The organism is Lentzea sp. NPDC060358, assembly GCF_042725365.1.
In the GTDB taxonomy this organism is placed as follows: domain Bacteria; phylum Actinomycetota; class Actinomycetes; order Mycobacteriales; family Pseudonocardiaceae; genus Lentzea.
Genome location: NZ_JBHXCW010000110.1, coordinates 1 through 24,555, shown reverse-complemented (window position 1 = coordinate 24,555; position 24,555 = coordinate 1). Strand labels below are relative to the sequence as shown.

Annotated in this window: 28 protein-coding genes and 1 pseudogene; 12 read left to right on the top strand and 17 right to left on the bottom strand. The window is 70.1% G+C overall.

The window, feature by feature from the left end; genetic code table 11:
* Window positions 1-5: 5 nt before the first annotated feature.
* The 9 genes and pseudogenes from ACFWGZ_RS22895 to ACFWGZ_RS22855 all read right to left on the bottom strand — a co-directional run bounded on the left by ACFWGZ_RS22895 (window position 6) and on the right by ACFWGZ_RS22855 (window position 9,063).
* On the bottom strand, window positions 6-3,068 hold the full coding sequence (locus ACFWGZ_RS22895) for a S8 family serine peptidase (RefSeq protein WP_382453592.1): 3,063 nt from the start codon (window positions 3,066-3,068) through the stop codon (window positions 6-8).
* Window positions 3,069-3,243: 175 nt separating this feature from the next.
* Window positions 3,244-3,606: a hypothetical protein gene (locus ACFWGZ_RS22890; RefSeq protein ID WP_382453591.1), complete on the bottom strand. Its 363-nt coding sequence runs from the start codon at window positions 3,604-3,606 to the stop codon at window positions 3,244-3,246.
* Window positions 3,599-4,417, bottom strand: a complete 819-nt coding sequence (locus ACFWGZ_RS22885) for a DUF692 family multinuclear iron-containing protein (protein WP_382453590.1) — start codon at window positions 4,415-4,417, stop codon at window positions 3,599-3,601. The genes ACFWGZ_RS22890 and ACFWGZ_RS22885 overlap by 8 nt, the downstream gene beginning before the upstream one ends.
* Window positions 4,417-5,223, bottom strand: a pseudogene (locus ACFWGZ_RS22880) (TIGR04222 domain-containing membrane protein); the annotation flags it as partial. The pseudogene ACFWGZ_RS22880 and the gene ACFWGZ_RS22885, both read right to left, overlap by 1 nt.
* Window positions 5,219-6,004: a TIGR04222 domain-containing membrane protein gene (locus tag ACFWGZ_RS22875; protein WP_382453589.1), complete on the bottom strand. Its 786-nt coding sequence runs from the start codon at window positions 6,002-6,004 to the stop codon at window positions 5,219-5,221. The pseudogene ACFWGZ_RS22880 and the gene ACFWGZ_RS22875, both read right to left, overlap by 5 nt.
* 81 nt (window positions 6,005-6,085) lie before the next feature.
* On the bottom strand, window positions 6,086-6,979 hold the full coding sequence (locus ACFWGZ_RS22870) for a TIGR04222 domain-containing membrane protein (RefSeq protein ID WP_382453588.1): 894 nt from the start codon (window positions 6,977-6,979) through the stop codon (window positions 6,086-6,088).
* A 280-nt stretch (window positions 6,980-7,259) separates the two neighbouring features.
* Window positions 7,260-7,682, bottom strand: coding sequence for a peptide-methionine (R)-S-oxide reductase MsrB (gene msrB / locus ACFWGZ_RS22865; protein ID WP_382453587.1), 423 nt, complete (start codon window positions 7,680-7,682; stop codon window positions 7,260-7,262).
* Between the two features lie 89 nt (window positions 7,683-7,771).
* On the bottom strand, window positions 7,772-8,062 hold the full coding sequence (locus tag ACFWGZ_RS22860; protein ID WP_382453586.1) for a hypothetical protein: 291 nt from the start codon (window positions 8,060-8,062) through the stop codon (window positions 7,772-7,774).
* A gap of 47 nt (window positions 8,063-8,109) precedes the next feature.
* Window positions 8,110-9,063 (bottom strand): asparaginase, encoded by a 954-nt coding sequence (locus ACFWGZ_RS22855; protein WP_382453585.1) that lies wholly within the window; start codon window positions 9,061-9,063, stop codon window positions 8,110-8,112.
* 102 nt (window positions 9,064-9,165) lie between these two features.
* Here ACFWGZ_RS22855 and ACFWGZ_RS22850 point away from each other — a divergent pair, with 102 nt between their 5' ends.
* On the top strand, window positions 9,166-9,813 hold the full coding sequence (locus tag ACFWGZ_RS22850; protein ID WP_382453584.1) for a GntR family transcriptional regulator: 648 nt from the start codon (window positions 9,166-9,168) through the stop codon (window positions 9,811-9,813).
* A 6-nt stretch (window positions 9,814-9,819) separates the two neighbouring features.
* Here the strand turns inward: ACFWGZ_RS22850 and ACFWGZ_RS22845 are convergent, their stop codons facing one another.
* From ACFWGZ_RS22845 to ACFWGZ_RS22830, 4 genes are all read right to left on the bottom strand, one after another.
* On the bottom strand, window positions 9,820-10,203 hold the full coding sequence (locus tag ACFWGZ_RS22845; RefSeq protein ID WP_382453583.1) for an SsgA family sporulation/cell division regulator: 384 nt from the start codon (window positions 10,201-10,203) through the stop codon (window positions 9,820-9,822).
* A 107-nt stretch (window positions 10,204-10,310) separates the two neighbouring features.
* On the bottom strand, window positions 10,311-11,027 hold the full coding sequence (locus tag ACFWGZ_RS22840; protein WP_382453582.1) for a MaoC/PaaZ C-terminal domain-containing protein: 717 nt from the start codon (window positions 11,025-11,027) through the stop codon (window positions 10,311-10,313).
* A gap of 3 nt (window positions 11,028-11,030) precedes the next feature.
* Entirely contained in the window at window positions 11,031-12,200 is a 1,170-nt protein-coding gene (locus ACFWGZ_RS22835; protein ID WP_382453581.1) for an acyl-CoA dehydrogenase family protein, read from the bottom strand.
* 10 nt (window positions 12,201-12,210) lie between these two features.
* Window positions 12,211-13,356: an acyl-CoA dehydrogenase family protein gene (locus ACFWGZ_RS22830; protein WP_382453580.1), complete on the bottom strand. Its 1,146-nt coding sequence runs from the start codon at window positions 13,354-13,356 to the stop codon at window positions 12,211-12,213.
* Window positions 13,357-13,396: 40 nt separating this feature from the next.
* Here ACFWGZ_RS22830 and ACFWGZ_RS22825 point away from each other — a divergent pair, with 40 nt between their 5' ends.
* From ACFWGZ_RS22825 to ACFWGZ_RS22795, 7 genes are all read left to right on the top strand, one after another.
* Window positions 13,397-13,996 (top strand): TetR/AcrR family transcriptional regulator, encoded by a 600-nt coding sequence (locus tag ACFWGZ_RS22825; RefSeq protein ID WP_382453579.1) that lies wholly within the window; start codon window positions 13,397-13,399, stop codon window positions 13,994-13,996.
* Between the two features lie 9 nt (window positions 13,997-14,005).
* The gene (ligD, locus tag ACFWGZ_RS22820; protein ID WP_382453578.1) at window positions 14,006-15,010 is read left to right on the top strand and encodes a non-homologous end-joining DNA ligase; all 1,005 of its coding nucleotides are present in this window, start codon (window positions 14,006-14,008) and stop codon (window positions 15,008-15,010) included.
* A 72-nt stretch (window positions 15,011-15,082) separates the two neighbouring features.
* Entirely contained in the window at window positions 15,083-15,979 is an 897-nt protein-coding gene (locus tag ACFWGZ_RS22815; RefSeq protein WP_382453577.1) for a tyrosine-type recombinase/integrase, read from the top strand.
* Between the two features lie 535 nt (window positions 15,980-16,514).
* Window positions 16,515-17,057: a hypothetical protein gene (locus ACFWGZ_RS22810; RefSeq protein ID WP_382453576.1), complete on the top strand. Its 543-nt coding sequence runs from the start codon at window positions 16,515-16,517 to the stop codon at window positions 17,055-17,057.
* Window positions 17,058-17,255: 198 nt separating this feature from the next.
* Entirely contained in the window at window positions 17,256-17,438 is a 183-nt protein-coding gene (locus ACFWGZ_RS22805) for a hypothetical protein (RefSeq protein ID WP_382453575.1), read from the top strand.
* A 151-nt stretch (window positions 17,439-17,589) separates the two neighbouring features.
* Window positions 17,590-17,871 (top strand): hypothetical protein, encoded by a 282-nt coding sequence (locus tag ACFWGZ_RS22800; protein WP_382453574.1) that lies wholly within the window; start codon window positions 17,590-17,592, stop codon window positions 17,869-17,871.
* The gene (locus tag ACFWGZ_RS22795) at window positions 17,868-20,174 is read left to right on the top strand and encodes a bifunctional DNA primase/polymerase (protein WP_382453573.1); all 2,307 of its coding nucleotides are present in this window, start codon (window positions 17,868-17,870) and stop codon (window positions 20,172-20,174) included. Before ACFWGZ_RS22800 ends, ACFWGZ_RS22795 begins: the two co-directional genes overlap by 4 nt.
* A gap of 214 nt (window positions 20,175-20,388) precedes the next feature.
* Here the strand turns inward: ACFWGZ_RS22795 and ACFWGZ_RS22790 are convergent, their stop codons facing one another.
* Entirely contained in the window at window positions 20,389-20,697 is a 309-nt protein-coding gene (locus ACFWGZ_RS22790; RefSeq protein WP_382453572.1) for a hypothetical protein, read from the bottom strand.
* A gap of 63 nt (window positions 20,698-20,760) precedes the next feature.
* Entirely contained in the window at window positions 20,761-21,027 is a 267-nt protein-coding gene (locus ACFWGZ_RS22785) for a DUF4333 domain-containing protein (RefSeq protein WP_382453571.1), read from the bottom strand.
* A gap of 233 nt (window positions 21,028-21,260) precedes the next feature.
* Here ACFWGZ_RS22785 and ACFWGZ_RS22780 point away from each other — a divergent pair, with 233 nt between their 5' ends.
* Window positions 21,261-21,767, top strand: coding sequence for a hypothetical protein (locus ACFWGZ_RS22780; RefSeq protein ID WP_382453570.1), 507 nt, complete (start codon window positions 21,261-21,263; stop codon window positions 21,765-21,767).
* Window positions 21,767-22,267: a hypothetical protein gene (locus ACFWGZ_RS22775; RefSeq protein ID WP_382453569.1), complete on the top strand. Its 501-nt coding sequence runs from the start codon at window positions 21,767-21,769 to the stop codon at window positions 22,265-22,267. Before ACFWGZ_RS22780 ends, ACFWGZ_RS22775 begins: the two co-directional genes overlap by 1 nt.
* Window positions 22,268-22,329: 62 nt before the next feature.
* Here the strand turns inward: ACFWGZ_RS22775 and ACFWGZ_RS22770 are convergent, their stop codons facing one another.
* Window positions 22,330-22,779, bottom strand: a complete 450-nt coding sequence (locus ACFWGZ_RS22770) for a DUF4145 domain-containing protein (protein ID WP_382453593.1) — start codon at window positions 22,777-22,779, stop codon at window positions 22,330-22,332.
* Window positions 22,780-23,125: 346 nt separating this feature from the next.
* Between ACFWGZ_RS22770 and ACFWGZ_RS22765 the strand changes: the two genes are divergently transcribed.
* Window positions 23,126-23,605 (top strand): helix-turn-helix domain-containing protein, encoded by a 480-nt coding sequence (locus ACFWGZ_RS22765; protein WP_382453568.1) that lies wholly within the window; start codon window positions 23,126-23,128, stop codon window positions 23,603-23,605.
* A gap of 183 nt (window positions 23,606-23,788) precedes the next feature.
* Here the strand turns inward: ACFWGZ_RS22765 and ACFWGZ_RS22760 are convergent, their stop codons facing one another.
* The gene (locus ACFWGZ_RS22760) at window positions 23,789-24,109 is read right to left on the bottom strand and encodes a hypothetical protein (protein WP_382453567.1); all 321 of its coding nucleotides are present in this window, start codon (window positions 24,107-24,109) and stop codon (window positions 23,789-23,791) included.
* Window positions 24,110-24,211: 102 nt separating this feature from the next.
* On the opposite strand from ACFWGZ_RS22760, the gene ACFWGZ_RS22755 reads away from it, so the two are divergent.
* On the top strand, window positions 24,212-24,376 hold the full coding sequence (locus tag ACFWGZ_RS22755) for a hypothetical protein (RefSeq protein ID WP_382453566.1): 165 nt from the start codon (window positions 24,212-24,214) through the stop codon (window positions 24,374-24,376).
* Window positions 24,377-24,555: the final 179 nt, after the last annotated feature.

Genomic DNA, 24,555 nt, shown 5'->3' with positions numbered 1-24,555 from the left:
CCCGGTCAGCCGAGCCGGTAGGCGCGGAGCACCGTCACCTCGGACGTGTTGCCGTGCGCGTCCGTCGTGGTGGCCCTCACCGAGGCCCACTGCGCGCCCGCGGGGTGGTGGACCAGCGCGCTGTCGCCGGTCACGCCCGCGGGACGCCACGTCCCGCCGTCGTCGTGCGAGTACTGGACGCCGGTGATGCGCACCGCGCCCGTGTCGCCCTGCGACTGCGTGCTCAACCCGATGCGCTGCAACGTTCCCGCGGGCAGCGCGCCGGTGTCGTCGAGCTTCGGCGCGAACCGCACCACCGAGAGCGGCAGGGCGTCCCGCCGGCCCTCCACGCCCTGCGACTGGAACGTCCACGCCGCCGACACCTTCGTGCTGAACGCGAACTGCGAGCTCCGGTCGAGGGTCACCTCGGCGCGGAAGTCGCCCCGGGCCGGCGGCACGTCCGTGAACGTCCCGCCCGTCGAGGCGATCTCCCCGACCAGGGTCCCGTTGCGGCGCAACGTGGTCCGCGCACTGTCCATCGTGGAGTAACCGATGCCGCCGGTCGCGTCGCTCAGCAGCGGGACGCCGAGGTACAGCTGGGTGCCCGAGCGGGTGGCGAACGGGTACGGCGACTCCGGCAGCGCCGGTGAGTGCACCGGCCGGTTCTCCCGCTCCTGGTAGGTCCGCCCCGCCTGGTAGGTGCGGTACCCGGAGGTGACCTGCGCCAGCGCGCCACCGGGGTGGGTGCTCATGACGAGCGACTGCCAGCGCAGGTCCTCGGTCGTCACGTAGTCGACGGTCCTGCCGCCCTCCGGCACCCGGTAGAGGGCCCCGCCGCCGTACAGGCCGAGCGCCGTTGCCGGGAGCTCGCCCTTGGTGGCGGTGGTGCCCGGTGCGAGGCCGCCGATCGCGGACTCGACGCGGGCCAGGTCCTTCTTCTGCGGCGCCCGCGTCAACCCGTCCGGCAGGCCGCCGGCGATCGGGTACGAGAGCCGGTAGAACGTGGCGGGGTCGGTCGCGGAGTCGGTCTGCAGCGTCACCAGCGACGCCATCTCCGCCGGGGACAGCGGCCCGCCGCCCTGGGCCACCGCGATTCCGTCGAAGCCGCCGTGCGCGACCGCCGTCGACGCCACCGTCCGGCCGTTCATCGTCCGCCGCCACGACAGCTCACCGACCACGTTGGCACCGGGGGCGTCCGGTGGCGTGATCGACAACGGCCGCGCGCGCCGGGCGTCCTGCTCGACCACCGTGTCGGCGGTGAGCCGCACGTCCGGCTGCACGAGCACGTCCATTCCCTCGTCCGACCCGATCGTCGTGTCGAGCACGTAGGTGCCCTTGGGCAGGCGGAGCTTCACGTCGCCCTCGCCGCCGACGACCTGCACCACGTCGTTGTCGAGGCCGACGAGGAACGTGACGGAGTCCGCGGGGTCCTGCCCGTCGCGGCCGGTCAGGTCGATCGCGAGGGTGTAGGCCTCCTTCTCCCGGTCGACGGCGACGAGCGTGCGGACGGTGTGCGTGCCGGACGTGGCGACCACCTCGCCGGAGAACGCGCCGGCCTGCGTGCCCACTCGCGTGTCGCCGGTGACGTCGACGGAGGCGGTGCCCCCGGCGGGGACGGTGACCTTCGACGCGCCCAGGGTGAACATGCCCCGCGGTGCGGAGCTGGTGAGCTTGACGTCGAGGGTGATCGGCGCGCTGGTCGGGTTGGTGTAGGTGATCGGCCTGGTCTCGGGCTTGTCGTCGTCGTGCGGCCACTCGTGCCGGCCGAGGTTCACCGTGGTGTCGCCGGTCAGCACCTGCTCGGACGCCTTGGCCACGTCGATCCGCCCGTGCCCCTGGTCGAACGCGCTCACGCCCGCCGTGGGCCGGGCCGTGGTGGCGAGAGCCGACTTGACCTGCGCGGGCGTCCACTCCGGGTGCTCCTGGCGCAGCAGCGCCGCGGCGCCCGCCACGTGCGGGGTCGCCATGGAGGTGCCGCTGGCCGCGACGTGGCCGCCGTTCGTGTTCGCCGCGGCGGCGACGATCCCGACGCCCGGCGCGGTCACCTCGGGCTTGAGTCCGCTGTCGCCCGTGCGGGGACCCTTGCTGGAGAAGGGGGCGAGCTGGTCGTCGCGGTCGACGGCACCGACGGACAGGGCGGCTTCCGCGGTGCTCGGCGAGCCGACCGTGCCGGGTGAGGCGGAGTTGCCCGCCCCGATGACGAACAACGTGCCGTACCGTGCCGTGAGCTCGTCGACCGCTTGCTCCAGCGGGTCCTGCTCCGGGGTGTCGGGGCCGCTGAGGCTCATGTTCACGACCTGGGCGCCCTGCTCGGCGGCCCAGCGCATGCCGGCGAGGACGTCCGAGTCCTGGCATCCGGCCGTGGTGCAGACCTTCGCGTCGAGCAGCTGGACGCCGGGCGCGACACCGCGGTACTTCGCGTCGTGGCTCGCGATGGTCGAGCCGACGTGCGTGCCGTGGCCGATGGTGTCGGTCATGTCGGGGTCGGTGGTGAAGTTCTTCTCGGCGATCTGCTGCCCGGCCAGGTCGGGGTGCTTCTCGTCGACACCGGTGTCGACGACGGCGACCTTGACCCCCTTGCCGGTGATGCCGCGCTGGTGGATGGCCGGGGCGCCGATCTGGGCGGCGGACCGGTCGAGGCTCGGCCTGCGGATGCCGTCGAGCCAGATCTTGTCGCCGGAGGACCGCAGCGAGCTCCAGTCGCCCGCGGTGCGCGCGCCGATCCTGCCGTTGCCGGCCACGATCAGCGGCATCCGGTCGCGGTAGCCGAACTCGAGCAGCGTGGTCACGTCGAAGAGCCTGCGGTCGAGCCGGCCCGCCGCCAGGGGCCCGAACGCGTCCTCCGGGATGACCACCGTGTGCCCGTCGGGACCGCGGTGCGTTCTGAAGTCCATGCCGCCGCGGCCCTCGCCCGGCCGGATCGCGACCACCTGCTGACCCGGTCCGAGCAGGACCCGGTCGCCGGTGAGGAGGGTGACCTCGTCGGTCGGCTTCCCCGGTGCGGGCGGGGCGGCCGTCGCGACCGCCGGCACCGCTGTCAGGGCGAGCGCCGTGAGGGCGGCGCCCAGCAGTTTCGATTTACCGCGCATTCGAATCCCCTCGTGGGCCGAATTTGCTGCGCGCTGTGGTCCGCGCAGGCCGGAAGGGCCTTCCGCGGTGGTGCGAAGACAATCGAAAAAGCCCCCCGACGGTGTCGAACGTTATCGACGGCGGCCAGGGGGCACACAGGGCTGAACGGGCTATTCTCGGTGAGGGGTCCCGCCGTCAGTCCGACCGCCAGAACTTCCAGTACGACTTGCGGTTGTCCGGCAGTTCCCCCGTTTCGCGGCACCATTGCGCGAATTGTGCGGCATCCTCGCGCGCGCGTGAGCCCGCACGACGGGGGTGGGCGAACGCGTAGGCGTCGAAGAGCGGCCGGAACCGGTCGCCCAGCTCGTCGGCGACGGACGGGCCGAGCATCCGCACGATGCCGCGCCGTTTCGACAGCAACGCGCGGCGTTCGACGTCGAGGCGTTGTTCGTCGAATCCTGCGGGCGCGGGTCCGTTCGCGAGCAATGAATTCAACAGTGCCGCCTGTTGAGACGCGAGCCTTTCGCGGGCGGCCGAGGAGTCGTCGATTTCAGCCACGGTGCTTGTCCACGACGGCGCGGATCGCGGCCAGTTCCGACGCGATTTCGGTGTCGGACGGGTAGTTGTCGTCGCGTTCCAGCAGAACGCCGGGCGGATTCACGCGGGAACACAGTTCGTCGAGCACCCCGAGCACTTCCGGGAGCACCGCGTGCGCGTGCGTGTCGTGGTAGACCTCGCCGTGCTCGACGCCGCCGGCCACGTGCACGTAGGCCAGGCGCTCCAGCGGGATCTCGTCGAGGAACCGCTCGGGGTCGGTGCCGATGTTGCGGGCGTTGGCGTAGAGGTTCGCGACGTCGACGAGCAGCCAGCAGTCCGTGCGCTCGACCAGCTCGGCCAGGAACTCGCCCTCGGACAGCTCGCCGTCGGGCCACTCGAGTAGCGCGGCGACGTTCTCCAGGGCGAGCGGTACCGGCAGGTTGGCCTGCGCGAGCCTGACGTTCGCGACGAGCACGTCGAGCGCGTCCCTGGTGCGCGGCACCGGCATGAGGTGACCGGAGTCGAGTCCGCCGGCCCGCACGAAGCACACGTGGTCGCTGACCATCGGCGCGCCGACGGCCTCGGCGACGGCGCCCAGATGCTCGACCCGGCTCAGGTCGAGCTCCTCCGCGCCGCCCAGCGACAGCGACACGGCGTGGGGCAGGACCGGGATGCCGCGTTCGAGCAGCAGCGTCACCGACTCCGGCAGGTGTCCGGTGTGGAGGTTCTCGGCGACGACCTCGACGAAGTCCACGCCGGGCAGCCGTTCCACGGTCAGGTCGATCTCCGAACGCCAGCCGATGCCGACGCCCAGGTCCTTGATGCCCGCCATCAGTCGCCTCCTCCGCCGCCACCGCAGCCCCCGCCACCGCCGCAACTGCTGCCGCCGGACGAGCAACTGCTCCCGCCACTGCTACCACAGCCGCTGCTGCCGCACCCGCTGCCGCAGCTCGCCACGGCGGCACCGCAGCCGCCGCCACCGCCACCGCCGCGGCGGGGCGGGCGCTTCCCGCGCTTGAGCGGGATCGCGTTCACCGCGGCGCGGGGGAGCTCGAAGAGGTCTCCGACGTACTCGCCGGACACCCGGCCCGCGAAGCCGTAGAGGGCCACCGCGCGGACCCGGTCGCTCGCGGTGACACCCTTCAGGGCCGCCTTGCCCGCGCGGGTGACCGGGCCGCGGCCGCGGAACCAGAGGCCGAGCGCCAGCAGTGCCACCGCCGGCACGAGGATCGCCGGGTCGCTGAAGCTGAGGACGAACAGCAGACCCGAGATCACGAGGACGAGCCACCACGCCGCGATGCGGCGGCGGCCCTTGCGCATCAGCCCCTGGTCGATCAGCCGGCGGTGCAGCGACTCCATCTCGGAGCTCTTCGCCGCGGCCTTCACGACCTTGTTCAGGGCGACCGGTTGCCGCACATTGCCGAGGACGCGGGCCTCGACCCGCGTGGTCGCGCCGTGGTGGCTCTGGTGCACTGCGGACAGGCGGCCGTCGCGCGACGCGCGGAGCAGGCCGGTGTCGAGCAGCTGCGCCACCGCGGTCTCGGCGGCTCTGGCCGGTCCGGCGACGAGGTAGCCGAGCTCTTCCGGGGCCTGCTGCACCCCTTGCGCGGTCGGTGTGACCATCGTTTCCCCCTCAGCTGCTGGAGCTGCCGCAACTACTGCTGGAACTGCTGCAACTCGAACTGCTGCAGCTGCTGCTACTGCTGGAACAACTGCTGGAGCTGCTCGAACAGCTGCTGCCGGAGCAGTTCGACGAGCTGCCGCAGCCGCTGTGGTGGTGGTCGTAGTAGCCGTAGGTCGTGGAGCAACTGCTGCCGCTGTCCGACGTGGACTTCCGCGGGCGGTTCGCGCCCCGGTTCAGGCCGTGCAGCGCTACGACGTCCGGGCCGCCCCGCTGGTTCCGGGACGCGTGCGCGAGCACGCTCCTGCCCGACGCGGTGAGCCTGCCCCTGGTGCGCAGCAGGAAGACGAGCACCAGCAGCACCACCGTGAGCAGGATGTTCCGGCCGTCGAAGAGGACGACCCCCAGCAGCGACAGGACCGCGAGCACGATCAGCACCGCCCGCAGGGCCCGGACGCCTCCGCGCGGCTTGCCCCACCCGGCGCGCACCAGCCCCCGCGCCACCAGGCTGTGATGCAGGCCGCCCATCTCGTGGCTGGCGGCCGACACCTGCACGAGCTGCCGGAGAGGGCGTGCGGCGCCGTGGAGTCCGGACAGGACGTACGCCTCGATCGGGGTCGTGGCGCCGTGGCCGTTCTGGTGGACGGCGGTCACGAGGCCCTCGCGGGAGACGCGCACGAGACCGCCGTCCACCAACCGGGCCAGCGCGGCCTCCACCGCCCTGCCCGGCCCCCCTGCCAGGAACCCGATCTCCTCCGCGGACCAGACGACCTGGTGCGGTGCCGAAGACGTGGCCATCAGCGCTCCCCTCACTCCAGCCGATGCACCTTCGACGTGAGATCTACCCCCGGGTTCCCGGCGTTACCTGAAGAAGACCGGTCAGCTGCCGCCCCCGCAGCCGCCACCGCACCCGCCGCCCCCGCCGCAGCTGCTCCCGCTCGAGCACGAGGACGAGCTGGACGAACACGAGCTGTAGCTGCCACTGCTGCTGCTGTACCCCGCGCCGGAACCGGAGGAGGCGAGCAGCGAGCTGCGCACGGCGATGTCCGGATAGACGGTGAGGCCTCCGAACAGGACGAGCCCGGCCGCGCCCGCGTACAGGGCCTCGTCCGGCATCGCCGAGCGGCTGCGGGAGCTGCGCGCCTCGTCGAGGACGCGGCTGCCCTTGCTCGTGCGGACGTTCTTGCCGCCGCGGGTGAGCAGGACGACCAGCAGCCCCGTGAGGACGAGCTGGAGGGTCAGCCACCCGACGGGCGCGCCGATCGCGATGCCGTTGACCCAGCGGGCCACACCGATCGCGAGCAGCACCCACAGCGCGATGGATCCCTTGCGCCGCGCGCTCTTCGCGGCTTCGGCGCTGATGACGAGGCCCATCGCCTCGAGGCGCCGGCCGATCGAGAGGACGGCCTCGTCCTGGGCGACCGCCGGCACCAGGAGGTTCACGGTGCGGTTCGTGTACCGCCGGCTGTCGGTGATGACCGCGCGGTCGACGGCGTTGCGCGAACTCGTGTCCGACGTGGCCTGCACGGTGCCGCGGCGGGAAGTGCGGAGCTCGCCCGCGGTGAGCAGCCGCGCCAGGGACGTCTCGACGACGCGCCTCGGGCCGCCCGCGAGGTACGCGAGCTCGTCCATGTCCAGCGTCCGCACCGGCTGGTCGCCGCGACCGGCACGGGCACGCACCCGGACGACGATCGCGACCAGCACGGCCAGTGCCAGCCCGATCCAGTACAGCTGAAGGAACTCCGGTCCGGACAACCCCCACGGCTTCTGCATGCGAACCACCCCCTGACCACCCCGAAAATGCTTCGGTGAAGTCCATGGTGTGGTCCGGGCCACAGGCTCACAAGCCCTGTTGACGAAGCCTTAGGGTTGTCCGGCCGCAGTCACTTTTCGTGGCCGGTGCTCACTCTTCGCAGCACCGGCGCACGGGGCGGGTCAGCTCGAGGAGCCGCCGTCGACTCCGCCGGAGCCTTCGCCATCGGTGCCGAAGAAGTGCATGGTGCCTCCCAGGTCGGGCCGGCTCGTGCTGAACCGGACTCCGGGACCCAGTCTCCTATTCGGACGGAACGAGTTTCAAGGAGACGGAGTTGATGCAGTACCTCTGGTCCGTCGGGGTGGGGTAGCCCTCACCTTCGAAAACGTGCCCGAGGTGGCTGTGGCATGTGGCGCAGAGCACTTCGACGCGCTTCATGCCGAGGGTGCGGTCCTCGCGGAGGATGACCGACTCGCCCGCGAGCGGCGAGAAGAACGACGGCCAGCCGCAGTGCGAGTCGAACTTGGTGTCGCTGCGGAACAGTTCGGCCCCGCAGGCGCGGCACTCGTAGAGGCCCTCGGTCTTGGTCTCGGTGTACTCGCCCGTCCACGGGCGCTCGGTGCCTGCCTGGCGCAGCACCGCGTACTCGGCGGGGTTGAGCTGGGCGCGCCATTCCTCTTCGGAACGCACGACCTTGGGGGTGGTGCCGACAACAGGTTCCATGTCTCTTTATAACTCCGCCCAGGCCGCTGGGCTTCCCGGCGGCGATCGCCCGTGCGCGGCCGTAAGACCCCGTTAAGGGGTCGCCCGGATCAGAAGATGATGGTGACGATGTCGCCCAGCGCGAACCAGATGGTGAGGATCACGCCGAGCAGGATGAGGCCCACGACGAGGACGGCGACCAGCCGCTGGTGACCGGTCGTGCGGTTCGCCGAGTCGGCGAAGTCCTGGACGCCCTCCAGGTACCCCTCGACGGTGTAGCCGGGGCGCTGCCGGTTCATCCGGTCGAGGTGCTCGGCGAACGCCTTCGTCTCGGGGTCGTGCGGGTCGAGGCCGATCAGTTCCTCCCGGAACTTCTCGCGCTCGTCCTTCGAATCACCCATAACCCCCAGCTTAGTCGCTGGGGGTGATGAATTCGGTGTGGCGAACCTCAGCTGGCCACGGCGAGTGACGGCCGCACGGAGCCGACCGCGCGCCCGTGCCCGAGGACCGGCACGGTCGCGAGGTCCTCGATCCCGCTCACGTCGACGCCGAGCCGCTTGAGCACGGCCACGACCACCACGGCGCGGGCCCGCGACGACCCGTCGGCGATCTTGAGCGCCACGCCGCCGCCGGTGGGCAGGCCGACCGCGTAGACGCCCTCGGCGCCGTCCTTGGCGATGACGCCGGGCAGGGCGCTCATCAGGGCCGTCACGTCGCGGCCGGTGCCGCCGACCCACTGCGGGTGGGCGTTCATGGCGGCGGCCACGCGGTGCTCCAGGGTGCCCTCCGGCGCGCCGGCCAGGCGGCCGAACGCCCTGGCGAGGCCGGTGAGGCTGATGGCGAAGATCGGGGCGCCGCAGCCGTCGACGCCGACCTGGGCGACGGGCTCGCCGGCCACGTCCTCGATGGTCTCGCGGGTCGCGACCTGCAACGGGTGCGTGGGGTCGAGGTAGCTGTCCGTCGGCCAGCCGTTGACGACGCAGGTGGCGAGCATGGCGGCGTGCTTGCCGGAGCAGTTCATGTACTTCGGGGCGGCTTCGAGGCCCTGCGCGAGGTGGCGGGCGCGGGCCTGCTCGCCGAGCGGCAGGTCGGGCGTGCAGCGCAGGGCGTCCTCGGTGAGGCCGGCGAACGCGAGGATCCGCAGCGCGCCCCCGACGTGGAAGTCCTCACCCGAGTGCGAGGCGCAGGCCAGGGCGAGCAGCTCGCCGTCGAGGTCGAGACCGGCGCGGAGCATCGCGAGGGCTTGCAGCGGCTTGTTGGACGAGCGCGGGAACGCCACGTCGCCGGGCCGCCCGACGGACAGGACGGGGGAGCCGGACGCATCGGTCGCGACGACGGTGCCGTGGTGCACCGACTCCAGGAAGTCGCCCCGCCAGACCTCGGCCAGAACCTCGTGTCCCATGTCGCCCCTCCTGCACTCGCGGAAACTGCCAACTGTCGACAGTTGACATGGTCGCTAGCTTAACGGGTGGGCGGCCGGTGCCGTCCAGATCAGGAGACGAAGGTGACACCCCCTCTGCACCTCAGCCTCGCCGGGCAGGCCGTGGACGTGCTGCGCGAGCAGGTGCTGACCGGGGAGATCCCGCCCGGTTCGCGGGTCAACGAGGTCGAGGTGGCGCAGCAGCTCGGCATCAGCCGCGGCCCGCTGCGCGAGGCGATCCGGCACCTGGCCTCCGAGCGCCTGCTCACCCTGGTCCCGCACCGGGGCGCGTTCGTGACCGATGCCGATGCCGACGACGTTCGCGCGTTGTTCGAGCTGCGCACCGCGCTGGAGTGCGCCGCGGCCGAGCTGGCGGCCTCCCGCCGCACGGATGTCGACCTGGTGCGGCTGCACGAGGTCTGCGCGGAGAGCCGCCGCCACTACCAGACCGGCAAGCCGTTCCCGTACCGGCTCGACCTCGCGTTCCACCAGGCGCTGCTGGACGCGGCCCGCAGCCCGCAGATCGCCGAGCAGGTGCGGCTGGTGCAGCAGCGCGTGGTGCTCCTGCGCAGCGCCCTGGAGGACGACCCGCCGCACCAGCACGCGTCGATGGACGACCACGACGAACTGGTGAAGGCGGTCGAGGACGGCGATGCCGCGCGTGCGTCGACGGTGATGCGGCGCCATCTCTCGCGCGTGTGCGCGCAGATGCTGACGAGCCTGAACCGCTAGCGGGCGTCAGCGCAGCACGGCGCTCAGGAACGCGTCCGCGTCGAAGTGCTCCGTGCCGGGGGGAACGAGCCGGTAGGTCGCCGCGAGGAACTTGCGCAGCGTGGTCGCCGGGAGGCGGAACACCGTGACGTGCCGGTCGGAGAGCAGCTCCAGCACCAGCGTGCGGCCGGAGTGCGGGCGCACTCTCACGTCGCCGTCACCGGTGGCCATCCCCATGCCCTCGGCGAGCAGGTCCCGGCCCATGATCCAGGTCGCCACCGAGCCGCCGGAGTGGAACCGCATGGTCACCGCGTACGGGTCGTCGGCCTGGTAGATCAGTTCGGTCTCGACCGGCGCGGTGGTGCCGTTCAGCCGGACGAAGTCGAAGACGGTGCGTGACGCGACCCGCATCGGGACTCCCTGTGGTGTTCGCCTGTGTTCACAAGGGATCACGTGACCGGCGGGTGAATGGTTCATTTCCGCGTGTTGCCATTACCACTTGATTCACCGAACAGTTTTCACGTTCGGCGGGAATATCGCACCGATCCGACGAGAACCCGGTGGTCACCGGCGAACGTGCGGAACTCGCCGGTGGGCCAGCGTTCGATCCGCAGTTCGTCGCCGGGTGTCACGGGTGCGGTGAAGCGGGCGTGCAGCTCGGTGAACTCCAGGCCGGCGACGGTGATGCCGAGCGTGCACAGTCCGTGCAGGATCGGCGCGGCGAACCCGGCCCGGCGCGCGAACTCCGGGTCGTGGTGCATCGGGTTCACGTCACCGGTCTCGCGGTAGCGCGACGCCTGGTCGGCCGTCGTGCGGAAGTGGCTGACCTCGTGGCGCGTCTGCGGGACGGTGAACTGCCGCGTCTCGCCGCGTTCGCCGCCGAAACCGCCCTCGCCCCTGATGAAGCACGACGAGCGCGTGGTCGCGTACTCCGACTCCCAGCGGCTCACCACGAGTGCGCCGGAACCCTTGTCGTAGATGTGCTCGACCGTCTTGGTGACGACGGTGGAACCCTGCGCGGGAAGCGGCCGGTGCAGCCAGAGCGACTGCTCGGCGTGCAGGACCTGGGTCATGTCGGCGCCGGTCAGCCCGATCTGCGGCCCGCCGTGCTGCAGCAGCGGGATGGCGAACGCGGGGGAGAAGCCGCCCACGGCCGCCGCGTACACCTCGGCGTCGCCGGACGACCAGGTGCGGACCTGTCGTTCGACGACGCCGAGGATGCCGTGGTCGAGCACGTGCTAGCCGAGCGTGCCGCGCACGCTGGCGTGGCCCTTGAGCAGGTTGCGGGCGATGGTGCGGCGCTGGATCTCGTCGGTGCCCTCGTAGATGCGCAGCAGCCGCAGCTCGCGGTACCAGCGCTCGACCGGCAGCTCGCGGGTGTAGCCCATGCCGCCGTGGATCTGGAGCACGCGGTCGACGATCTCGTTGGCTTTGACGCCGCCGTAGAGCTTCGCGATCGACTGCGCCTGCCGCGAGTCCTGCTGCTGCTCGACGAGCCACGCGGCGTGCAGCACGAGCCAGCGCAGCGCCTCGATCTCGACCGCGGAGTCGGCGATCATCCACTGGATGGCCTGGTACTCGGCGATGGGCTGGCCGAACGTGACGCGGTTCTTGGCCTGCTCGATCGCCATCTCGACCAGGCGCTCGACGCTGCCGAGCGCACGGGCGGGCAGCAGGTAGCGGCCCTGGCCGATCCACTGCATGGCGAGGTTGAAGCCCTTGCCCTCCTCGCCGAGGATGTTCTCGTGCGGCACGCGGACGTTGTCGAACACCAGCGCCGCCGGGCCCCACTGGCCCATCGTCGGGATGGGCTCGGACTTCCAGCCCATGTCGCGGTCGACGAGGAAGCACGTGACGCCGCCGTCGGCGCCCTTCTCCTTGTCCGTCACGGCGAACACCATCACGAAGTCGGCCTCGTTGCCCTGCGTGATGAACGTCTTCTCGCCGTTGATGACCCACTCGTCGCCGTCGCGGACGGCGGTCGTGCGGATGGCCTTGGCGTCACTGCCGGCGCCGGGCTCGGTGATCGCGAAGCACGACACCCGTTCGCCGGAGATCGTCGGCAGCAGGTAGCGCTGCTTCTGCTCCTCGTTGCCGTGGAACAGGATGTTGTCCGCGTAGCCGCCGAACCGGAACGGCACGAAGCTGCGGCCGAGCTCGGCCTCGATCAGCGCCGCCATCACGCCGCCCAGGCCCATGCCGCCGTACTCCTGCGGCGTCAGCACGCCGAAGAACCCGGCCTGCTTCGCTTTGTCCTGCAACGCCTTGAGCTCTTCCTTGGTGAGCCCCGGCTGACCCGCGCGCTCGCGGCGCAGGACCTCGGGCTCCAGCGGGACGATCTCCTTGCGCACGAAGGTCCGCACCCAGTCGCGGATCTCCTTCTGCTCCTCGTCGAGCGTGAAGTCCATTGCTTTCCTCTCAGATGAACGCGTTCACGCCCGTGAGCGCGCGGCCGATGAGCAGTTTCTGGATCTGGCTGGTGCCCTCGTAGAGGGTGGTGACGCGGGCGTCCCGGAGGTACTTGCCCACCGGGTACTCGTCGATGTAGCCGTAGCCGCCGAAGACCTGGATGGCGTTGTTGGCGACCCGGACCGCGGCCTCGCTGGCGAAGAGCTTCGCCATGGACGCCTCGGTGCTGATCGGCTGCCCGCGGTCCGCGAGGTCGGCGACGCGCCACGTGAGCAGGCGCGCGTCGTCGGTCTCGACGGCCATGTCCGCGAGGAGCTCCTGCACGAGCTGGAAGCCCGCGATGGGCTTGCCGAACTGCTCGCGTTCCTTCGCGTACCGCAGGGCGGCCTCGAGGGCCCCTCGCGCGGCGCCCACGCAGCCCGCCGCGACGGACATCCGGCCCTTGTCGAGGGCGCCCATCGCGAGCTTGAAGCCCTCCTCGCTGAGCAGGGCGTCGTCGGGCACCTCGACGTCGTCGAGCGCGATCTCCGCGGTGGCCTGCCCGCGCATGCCGAGCTTGCCCTTGATCTCGGTGGCGGTGAAGCCGGGCGTGTCCGTGGGCACGAGGAACGCGCTGATGCCCTTCGGGCCCGGTCCGCCGGTACGGGCGAACACGAGCGCGACGTCGGCCCACGTGCCGTTGGTGATGAAGACCTTGCGGCCGGTGATGCGGTAGCCGCCGTCCGTTCTGGTGGCTGTGGTGACGAGGCTGCCCGCGTCGCTGCCGGTGCCGGGCTCGGTGAGGGCGAAGCAGCCCACCTGCGCGCCGCTGGTCAGGCCGGGCAGCCAGCGCTGCTTCTGCTCCTCGGTGCCGTGCTGCGCGATCGACTTCGCGACCAGCCCGAGCGAGACGGAGATGATGCCCCGGACGGCGCTGTCGCCGCGGGCCACCTCCTCGAGCACCAGGCAGTAGGCGAGGTTGTCGCCGCCCGACCCGCCGTCGGCCTCGTCGACGCCCAGGCCGAGGAACCCGACCTCGCCGAGCGCGGGCACGAGGTCCCGGTCGATGGCCTCCTCGCGGTCCCACCGCACGGCGTGCGGGACGATGCGTTCGTCGGTGAACCGCCGGGCCAGCTCCCTGAGCTGCCGGTGTTCGTCCGAAAGCGTCAGATCCACGACCCCTCCCGATTAACCGAACAGTGTTAGGTTAACCCACATGCCCCGGCCGAGCACCCCTCTGCTGAGCGCCGACCGCATCAGGTCGGTGGCCCTGGCCGTCATCGACCGCGACGGCCTCGACGGCCTGTCCATGCGCAAGCTCGCCGCCGAGCTGGGCGTGCAGGCCGCGTCGCTCTACGGGCACGTCCGCACCAAGGACCAGCTGCTGAACGACATCGCGTCGACGATCCTGGCGTCCGTCGACGTCTCGGGCTTCACCGTCGACTGGCGGGAGGGCCTGCTCCGATGCGCGCGCTCGTACCGTGCGGCGCTGTCGTCACACCCGAACATCGTGCCGTTCCTCGCCTACGGCCCCGCCGGGCGCGACGAGTCCCTGCGCCGGCTCGACATCCTGCACGGTGCCCTGGTCGACGCGGGCTGGTCCCGCCGCGAGGCGACGATGATCGCCGCGGGCCTGATGTTCATCGTGTTCGGCTCGGCGCTGAGCTCGTTCTCGAGCGGCTTCTCCGCCGATCCCGCCGACTACTCGGACCGCTACCCGCACCTCGACCGCGCCCACCTGCTGCCCGGCGTGGCCCGCGAGCTCGACCGCGACAGCTTCGAGCTCACGCTCGCGGCGTTCGTGAAGGGGCTCTAGGGTGCAGCCGTGGCTGCTGCGAAGTCGAAGGCGATCGAGCTCGAGGTCGGTGACCGGTTGGTGCGGGTGTCCAACCCGGACAAGCCGTACTTCCCCGCGCGCGGCATCACCAAGGGCCAGGTGGTCGAGTACTACCGCACGGTCGCGCCGGTCCTGCTGACCGTGCTGCGCGACCGCCCGGTGGTGCTGAAGCGGTTCGTCGACGGCGTCGAGGGCGAGGCGTTCTACCAGAAGCGCGTGCCCAAGGGCGCCCCCGAGTACGTCGAGACGGTGCAGGTGCGGTTCCCGTCCGGCCGGCCCGCCGACGAGATCTGCCCGACGTCGGAGGCCGTCGTCGTGTGGGCCGCGAACCTGGGCACGTTCGACTTCCACCCGTGGCCGGTGCGCCGCCCGGACGTGGACCACCCCGACGAGCTGCGCATCGACCTGGACCCGCAGCCGGGCACGGACTTCTCCGACGCCGCCCGCGTCGCCCTCGTGCTGCGCGAGGTGCTCGCCGACGCCGGCCTGACCGGCTACCCGAAGACCTCGGGCGGCCGCGGCGTCCACGTGGCCGTGCGGATCCGGCCGGAGTGGGACTTCGTCGACGTCCGGCACGCCGTGATCGCCCTCGCCCGCGAGGTGGAGAAGCGCGCGCCGGCGCTCGCGACTTCGGCGTGGTGGAAGGAAGAACGCGGCGAGCGCGTGTTCATCGACTTCAACCAGGCCGCGCGCGACCGCACGATCGCCTCGGCCTGGTCGGTGCGCGGCACGCCCCGCGCGACCGTGTCGACCCCGGTGACGTGGGACGAGCTGTCCACTGTGGACCCCGACGACTTCGACGTGCTGACCGTGCCCGCCTACCTGGCCGAGCGCGGGGACCCGCACGCGGCGCTCGACTCGGAGGCGTTCGGGATCGAGAAGCTGCTGGAGTGGTACGCGGCCGATCCGCGCGGTGAGATGCCCTACCCGCCGGACTACCCGAAGATGCCGGGAGAGCCGTTGAGGGTTCAACCCTCTCGGAAGAAGCGTTAGAGCTGGGAAACTCGTCGAACTCACGTCCTGCATGATCTAGCATAGCGTCAACTCGCCGGATAACCTATGTCAATGGCTGAGCTTCTTGCTGACCTTGCTGCCTCGTTTCGGCGCGAGCTTCGCGCCGCAGGGAAGGCGGAGCGCACGCTCGTGATCTACGGCCAGGCGATCCGGTTCTTTTCGGAGTGGCTGGAGCAAGAGGGGCGCCGTCCGGACGCGGATGCGTTGACGAAGCACACGCTCATCGCGTGGTTCGAGACGCTGCACGCGAAGCACAGTGCGCAGACCGTGCTGACACGGCACAAAGGCATGCGACGCTTCACTCGTTGGGCAGCGGCAGAGGGTGAGATTCCGGCTGATCCGATGGCTGGATTGGAACAGCCGGTGGCTCCGTCGAAGCCCGTGCCGATCCTCACTGACGACGAGATGACTCGGCTGTTGAAGACGTGCTCCGGAGCATCCTTTGTGGATCGTCGCGACAACGCGATCTTGCGTGTCTTGTTCGACTGTGGGTTGAGGATTTCTGAGTGCGCGCGACTGAGAGTCGAAGACGTGGACTTGGACGACCACGAGGTGCTTTTCGTGATCGGTAAGGGAAGTCGGCCGCGCGTCGTGCCGTTCGGATCGAAGACCGCGCGAGCGCTGGACCGGTACGTCCGCATTCGCAGGACGCATCGCCACGCGAATACCGAAGCGCTCTGGCTCGGCCAGCGCGGCGGCTTCACGACGGACGGGCTGGCGAATATGTTGGAGGTGCGGGCGAAGGAGGCGGGGGTCGCAAACCTTCACGCACATCGCTTCCGGCACTCCTGGGCGCACTCGTGGCTTGCGGCTGGCGGGCAAGAGCGAGACCTGATGCGCTTGGCCGGTTGGACGAGCGAGGCAATGCTGGACCGCTACGGCGCGTCCGCCGCCGAGGAGCGTGCGCGTGCCGCCCACAAGCGCCTCGGCCTCGGTGATCGACTCTGAAAGACTTTGTGCCGCATCGATTTCTCGCTCCAGTCTGGAGTGGAGCGTCAAGGTTGTTGATTGGTGTGAGCACAGCGCTCGGGTACGATGGGGTCGTTCCGTTCCACGCTCGTCTGGCCACGCGCCCAAGGGTGCGGCTTCAGGCCCTGCGGTGCCGAAAATTCGGCTAGTAGAACGGAATTTCCATGGCGCTATCACCTGTCGAGCGGGCCTTGAAGGCCCGGCTCGCGGCCCACACGCGGTGGTCACGCACGTCCGACGGCACGGAGTCCACCGCAGTAGCGCGTGCGGCATTCGACCGTCGCTTCGAGGACGAGGTCGATCCCCAGCGAGAGCTTCCTGAACCCGAACGCGTACGCCGTGCGGAGGCTGCCCGCCGGGCGTACTTCACTCGCCTGACCCTCAAGTCTGTCACCGCCCGTCGCAAGGCACGCGAGGCGCAAGAAGCCGTCTCGCGTGCGGATGCTGCGCCTCAGACTGGCTTCGAGATTGATGGCGGTGCCGCGTGAGCCTCTTCGGAGCGAACCAGCAGGCCGTGACGTCGCGCGGGAACCTGATCGAAGGCGGATCCCGGCCGGACTACTTCGGCGGCCCCGAATCGGACCACGAGTTCCGCCAGGACGTCGAGCGGATCGCGGGCCGCGCGTCCGTGACGCCGTTCGCCATGACGCTCGCGAGCCTCGTCGAGGACTGGTTCTCACCTGTCGGCATCGGCCCGGACGGCAGCCTCCACGGCCGTCGCGACGGCAACAACGTGCAGGTCAACGTCCCGACTGTCCGTGCAGTGCTGCGGCGCACGGACGTGGCCGGCCAGCTCGGCATCGAGCCCACCGCGGCTGACCTGGATGAGGCGTTCGCGATCGTCGTGCGTCACGCGCGTGCCGAAGCCGAGCGCGAGGCCGTCGCGGACGAGGCGCGTGCCGACGACGACCGTCGAGGTCGTGCACGAGATGCCGACCTCGCGCAGCGTCGGGCGGATCTTCTTCGACAGCTCTCGGCACTCGACGCCGATGAGGCTCCTGCCGTGAACGAGCGGCCGGTGCCGGAGCCTCCGCCGAGACGCTGGCGGCGCTCCTGAGGACCGACGCCCCGGCCCTGAGGTCGGGGCGCGGCTCTTTGACTAACCGAGTCAATACGGCGCGATTCTTTTGACCTGCGGCTTTCCGTGGACTTGACGAACCGATTAAACCTGACTCCCGAACATTGCTGGATATGCTCGACTTCCAGCAGATTTCGCCATAGGTTTTCGTTATTCACCGCGCGAACGGAGAAGGCAATGGATCGTGACGAGCTGCGCGCAAAGCGTGCGAAGGCGGGACGCGCCCGCTGGGCCGGGACCACTGTCGAGCAACGGCGAGAGGCGGCGACCAAGGCCAGCCGTGCTGCTCAGGCGCGCGCGGCCCTCGCGCGTCGGCTGCTGGCCGAGTACGAGGCGGCGAACGGAAATAGCGCCGCGTAAGAAGCGAAAACCCCGCTCCGGGTCCCGGCGCTGTGAACGTCGGGGGAGCGGGGTTCGAAGGTTTCAGCCACGTGACGACAGGAACCTTGCCCCGATGCTAGCCGAGACAGCTCGGTTAACAAAAGGGCGGGTATCCGGAATGGGCCCCTGAATGGTATCCGAACGCGCCGACCTGCGGCGCCGTTATGAGTCCGAGCAGCTTCTCAACCACTTCGAGTTCATCTACTGGCGGCCGACGCTCGACGGCGATGGCCGACCGGTGCCGTTCGCGGGCTCGGCGGTCGAGATCACGCCCGAACTGGTCGCTGCGATCGGCCGCAAAGACAAGGTGCTCGGGGAGAACAGGGTGGTCCCGGCCGAGGTGGCGCGGGATGTCGCGCTGGCGTTGCGCGGGCAGGCTGTTCTGGCCGCGCACGCGGAGGACGCGCGATGAGCGCAGCACTCGCGACAGGCGGCAACGAGCGGCTTCAGGCCGCTCTGGACTATGCCGCGCGCGGCTGGAGAGTTCTTCCACTGCACCACGTTGGCGACGATGGAGTGTGCTCGTGCGGTCGGGCATGCGGGTCTGAGGGAAAGCACCCCCGGCTGCGTCAATGGCAGGACATCGCGACGACCGACGCGAGCCAGCTCGTCGCCTGGTGGACGGCGACGCCGTCCTCCGGAGTCGGAATCGCGACCGGCCCCGAGTCGGACCTCTTCGTGCTCGACGTCGACCCAGACCACGGCGGGGACGCGACGCTGACCGCGCTAGAGGACATGTACGGGCCGCTGCCCGTCACGCGGACAGTGGTCACCGGCAGCGGGGGCATGCACTACTGCTTTCGCTGGCCGCAGCGCACACGGCGTGATGGCCGCGAGTGGCGCAGCAGCGCGGGCAAGCTCGGGCCGGGCCTCGACACCCGAGGCGCGGGCGGACAGGTCGTCGCGCCACCGTCTGTCAGCACCAAGGGCGGCTACGCGCTGGCCGTGGACGCGCCGCTGGCCGAGGCGCCGGACTGGCTGCTCGACCTGCTGGACGTCCCAGCGCCTTTGCCGGCCAAAGCGCCTGAGGCCGCTGCCAGCGTGACGCGGCTGCCCATCGTGGGCAATGACGATCGGCTCTCCGCATACGTGCGCAGGGCCGTCGAGGCGGAGTGCAGCGCGATCGTCAACGCTCTGGATGGCACGCAGAACAACGGCATCAACAAGGCCGCATTCGCCCTCGGGCAGCTCGTCGCAGTCGGCGCGCTCACGGAGACCGAAGCCGAGACCGCGCTCACCGACGCCGCACGGCTGGGCAACCACCCAGACGACCGCGCGGCCAGCGCAATCCGATCCGGGCTGGGAGCGGGAATGCAGGTGCCCCGCACGCCGTGGCCGCCGCCCGAACGCGAGAACCCGAACGGCTTCCGCGTGACGTCCGTCGAGATCTCGGCGTACATGGAGGCCAACGGCGCGACCGAGGTCGAGGCGCGCGAGTTCTTCGGCATCACGTCGAGCACCGACGAGACCGAGGCCGCCGGGATCGCGGTGGTCCCGGTCGGCGACCCGGCGGAGCTGCGTCGCGAACTGGTCACCGCACTGCGAAAGTGGTTGCACGTCAACGACTTCGCGCCGTTCTGGATCGCGCTCGGCGCGGCCGTCACCGCCGTGGACGACGACAACCAGGAACCGGTGTGGGTGCAGGTTGTCGGCGCGTCCAGCTCGGGCAAGACCGAGGCGATCAAGCTGCTCAAGGAGGTCCAGGCCGAGTCGCTGGACGAGATCACCCCGGGAGGCCTGCTCACGTGGGCGAAAGGCAAGGTGCCGAAGCCGGTGGGCCTGCTGACCCGCGTGACGCGCGGCGTCGTGACCTTCGGCGACTTCTCGACGCTGCTCGCGGGCGCGCAGCGAGGCGGCCGTGACGAGGTGTTTGCCCTGCTGCGCAGGGTCTTCGACGGGGAGGTCACCCGTGACGTGCAGGCGCCCGGCGGCAACGCACCCGGTCAGCTCCGGTGGCAGGGCAGGCTGACGATCATCAGCGCAGTCACCAGCGAGATTGATCGTCAGCTCGCGTTCCACCAGGCGCTCGGGGAGCGCTGGCTCTACGTGCGGGTGCCCGATGCCAGTCGCGCTGACCAGCGCGCGGCGGCCAGGAAGGCTCGTGACCGCAACAACGGGGCGCGTGCCGAAGCGGCAGAACTCGCCGCCGAGTTCGTGCGCGCCGGTCAAGCCGCCCACCGCCAGGTGGCGCTATCCGATCAGGTGCTGGACGCGATCGAGGAAGTCGATGAGGTGGCCCGGCTCGGCCGAGCGAGCGTTCCCCGGTCTGCGGTCGGCCAGATGGAGATCGTCGGCGAGGCCTCTGTGGAGGGAGCCGGGCGTCTGCTCAAGCAGCTCGTGACCCTCGCGCACGGGCTGACCGCCCTCGGGTTCACCGAGGACGAGGTGATCGCGCTGGCACGGCGCGCGGCCCTGGACTCGATGCCCGCCAAGCGGTTTCGGTGTCTGGCGGGGCTGGCCGCGATCGAGTGGCGCGACGAGGACAAGGGCCACGCCGGGGCCACGCAGCTCGCGCCGCTCGCGCGGGCAGTCGGTTTGGACCGCCGCGTCGTGCGGCGGGTCCTGGAGGAGCTGGCCGTCGTCGGAGGCGGTGTGGTCGAGGCGGTCGGCGCGCACAACCCGTTCGAGGTCGACACGGGCACGTGGCGACTCTCGCCGGAGTATGCGGATGAGGTTCGGCGGGTGGTTCTCGCGCCGATCCGCGTCACCGAGTAGCCGCCCATCGCCTCTGAAGCCCCGTTGCCGCGACCGGCAACGGGGCTTCTTGCTGCCCACGGGGTGGGCAGAAGTGCAAGGGGTGCGTATACGGGTGGCCTTCGTGGGCCCTCTATTAATGATCTCTCTCTCATCTCATGTGTGGGGTCCTTGCAGTTCTGCCCACCCTCTGGCCAGCGCCGTTGCCACGCCTGTGGATTACGTTGACAGCTCGTCAGTCGGTTGCGTCGTCTTCGGCAAACCAGCGCTCAACGGCTTCATCGGCGCGTTGCCGCTCCAACTGCGCAACCTGCTGAGCCTCGTCAGCGGCCCTCGTCGCGCCTGGGCTTCGATGAGCCCCCCGACGAAGGATGGCGGCGTCCACGGCGGAGTCGGCGACCAACCGTGCGAGCCTGACCGCTTCTGCTTCGTGCCGTGTTCCGCGGAAGGTGTTCGTGAGCGCACCGGCGTAGACGTCGGCCGCCAGCATCTCGCGGGTCGCGCGCTGGCGAGCCAGCCGCTGTTGGTCTTCGTTTGTGGTCATGTGCCCATCTTCGACGAGTTGGTCTTTGACGGCGTCCCGTTCGGCTGGCGGAGCGACACCCGATCACCGCGGCTGGCCGACCTCGTAGCTCCCCTCGGACGACTTCACGACGACCTTCACCGACTTGTCGACACCGCTGACCGTCACGACGCAGACGAACGAATTGCCGGGCGCGACCGTCTGGTCCTCCGGGCACACCGCCTCGCCGACGTCCGAGAACTTGTACTCGTCCTTGAGGATCTGGATCACGCCGCGCTCGACAGCGTCCGCGACGAAGACCTTGCGGCGCGTGGGCACGGGCGTCACGGTCACCGTGGACACGACGGTCACGGGCGCTGGTGCGGGCAGTGGCGTTCCCGGGGTCGGCGACGAGCAGCCGGCCGATCCGGCCGCGAGGGCTACTGCGATGCCGAGCATGGTCTGACGCGAGCGCATGTGGGCGAAATCGGGGCTGTCGACGAACCCGTTACCTCACGAGGGCATCACACCAGTCGACGATTCCTGTTGCCGTGGCATGAAAGCGCTGAAGTAACACCGACGCCGACCCTGCGGACTCCTTCGGCATGAACACCGTTTGGCCGGCCCTGATCGCCGCGGTTGCCGCCCTCGGCGGCGTGACCGTGGGTGCCCTTGTCGAACCGCTCAAGCTTGGTGCGGCAAGACGTGCACGGGTCCGCGAGGAGCGGGCTGCGCGATGCGCGACGCTGATCGAGACGGCGATGAACTGCCGCGCGGGCGTGTTGGCGCTTAACCTTGAACACCGCAGGGTTGCGGCCGGAGGAGAAACGGACATGGCTCGTGAGGACGAGCTGCTCAGGCTGTATCGGTTGGCCCGTAAAGAGTTTCGGCAGACGGTGATCCTGCTTCGGCTGAGCGGCCCGGACAAGTTGGTCGAGTCCGCAATGAAGGTGTGGGAGGCCGAACGGGCGCTTCGCTTCGCACGGTTTGCGGGTGATGACGGGGACTTCCTCGACAAGGATCGGCCCCCGAAAGCGGTACTCGAAGTCAGCCGCGGCCTGGAGAACGTCTTGCACGAGTTCGCAACGGTCGCCCGCAAACTGGCCGTCTGATGCTGACCCCACTGATCACCGGCCTGTTCGCTCTCGGCGGTGTCGCGCTGGGCGTGATGCTGGAGCCCGTCAAGGCCCTGTTCGCCGCTCGTGCCCGGTCTCGACAGGAACGGGCTGAGCGGTGCGCCCGGCTGGTAGAGGCTGCGACCACGGCCCGCTCGGCGTTGATCCGGCTGAACACTCTGCACCGGCGGCGGACGCTGGGGGCCGAGGTCGCGGACGCGTCCGAGGAGTTCTCGATCGAGAACGACTACTACTCGGCGCGCAACGAGATCCGGCAGGTTGTCGGCCTGCTCGACCTGTCCGGCCCGGACAAGCTGGCCGCCTGCGCCCGGACCGTACGCGAGGCGGATCGCGAACTGGGCAAGGTGCGGTTCGATGTTGAGGGCGCACCCGCGTTCGATCGGTACACGCTGCCGCTCGCCGTGCGGAAGGCCGCAGACGCGATGGAGGAGAAGGTGCGGGCGTTCGTGGAGGTGGCGCGGCGGCACGTCCGCTGACCATCGCGTTCCGCATACGGGGCCAGCCTGACGCTATCGTGCGGAACGCGATGGTCTGGCAATCAGGTCGCGTCGGCTTGTGGGTTCGCGCCCGCGCCGATGATCCGGTTGCGGATGCCCTCCGGAAGCTTGTTCCACAGCCCCCCGACGGTGGCCGGCCGCGCGATCATCTCCTCGACCAAGTCGTTTGCGGTCTCCAGCAACAGCTCCAGCAGTGCGGGTCCCTCCTCGTCATCGAGGGCCATCACGACAAGTTCGCCAGGGTCGTCGTCAACGTGCAGCGCCCCATTGCCGGTGACGCGAAGGACGTCGAGAAGCTGCGCGGTCTGCGGCGTCAGTCTTGGTCGGATGCGCTCGATGCGCTTGTCGAGCATGGCGCTCTTGGGAGCGTCGGGGTCAAGGGTCTTGATCAAGCGCTCGACCGTGGCACGTGCCAGCGCTGCGCCAGCGCGCCGAGAGACTGCGGCAACTGTGCGTGCCTCCTCGTAGAGTTCCCGCACATCATCGGGCATGTTCTCGTGTGGCTTCGGGCCGAGGCGGGCTTGCGGGTAGATCAACTGATCGTGGCGCCAAACGGATGGCTTGTCGCATCGAGAACAGATTGCTTTGCTCCAGATCCAGTCCGCTTGGACTCGCCGTTGAGGTTCGGAGCCCTCCCGCCACTCGCTGGCATCAAGTGCCCACCACCGCTGGTGGGCGAACGCGCCACATCGAGGACAGGTAAACGCATCTGCGTCAAGACGCGGCTGGGTGTCTTGCGTGTTTGGCGACTCCTCAAGCATCCGGAAATGCTAGCTACAGGTCTGCTGCTCGGCGCGCCTCGTGCAGACCTTCGCTGATGAACCGCACGCTGAACTCATGACCGACACGAGCGCACCGCACGCGCGCGGTACGCCCCGCGACCCCTCTGCCACGCCCAAGCCTGGCGTCGTCGTCGGCGCCGAACGCGACCGGCTTGCCGCCACGCTTGGACCGTTTCTCGCCGTGGAACGCACTCGGGCAGGCCTCGACATCCCGGCGCTCGCCGAGCGCTCCGGCGTCTCGATCTCGACCATCCGCCGCCTGGAGCGCGGCGTACAGCGGCCGACGTCGAATGTGCTGTGGCGCTTGGCGAAGGCGCTGTGCGCGGGACGGGATCAACGGGCGATCGTCGCGTTGCACGTGCGCTTGGAGGTCGTTGCGGGTTCGAGCCTGCGCGATTTCTCGAAGAAGAAGCACCAACAGCGTGCGCGGCTCGTCGCCGAGCTGGCCGCGCAGGACGCGGTGCCTGTAGTGGACGGCGATGACTTCAGCTCGTACGTGTTCGGACTGCTCGTCGCCGGGCAGTTCGATGCGTGAACGAGGACGCAAGCTGCGCGCCTTGTGGCCCGAGCTGTCGCCGTCCGATGCCGAGCTGGCGGAGCTGGCCGGCCGACAACTCGTGCGTGCCGCGGCTCGCGCCGGTCGCCGTCGAGTGCGAGAGCGGCTTGCCGCCGATGCGCAGCTGCGAGACGCACTGCGCGAACTGGATGACGTGGCGCCCTACGGACCGTCCGGCGAGTAGCCGTCCATGTCGCTGTCCTCGAACCCCTCGTCGTAGCCGCTCTCGTAGCCCTCGTCGCGCGCGTCCTCCAGCTCCTGCTGGCGTTCCTGCTCACGCAACTTGCCCTCGTCGATCAGGTACTGCTGATAGCTGTCGCGCTGGCGTTGCTCGTACCCGGAGGTGTCGGCATCGATCGGCCTGGATCGGGGCTCGTCCGTATCCCGCCAGCCGAGGAACCAGACCACAGCCGCGATCACGACCGCGGTGGCGATGAGTGAGGCGGCCGACTCTGCCAGTTCGACCACGCGGTTTCTGGCCATGTTCTGGAGTCGCAGCAAGGCAGCCGTCCGTTACCTCTGAGCTGCGGCTACGCGCGGCGTGGCGGACTGGTGGGGCGTTCGGAGCGGGTGATCATCGAGCCTATGAACGGATTTCAGGTCGGCGACGCCGATGGTGGCCTCACATGGCTCAGCCCCGCGCCCCTGTCGACAGACATGACGCCAGCCGCGCTGTTCGGGTTGGACACCAGCATGCTGCCGCTCGCGGGACCCAATGCCACGGTCGAGTGGGCAGGAGGAGCGAAATGACGTACGAGACGAAGGACATGTCGTTGCCGGTCGTGTACGTGCCGGACGCCGTTGCGTACCGCGAGACGGACGTCTCGAACTCGCTCGCCTGGCGCTCCGCGAAGTGACCGCGCTGCGGCAGCTTGACGGCGGGCCGCGCCCGCGCCCACCGGGGCGGCGGGGGGCGTTGGGGGTGGGAC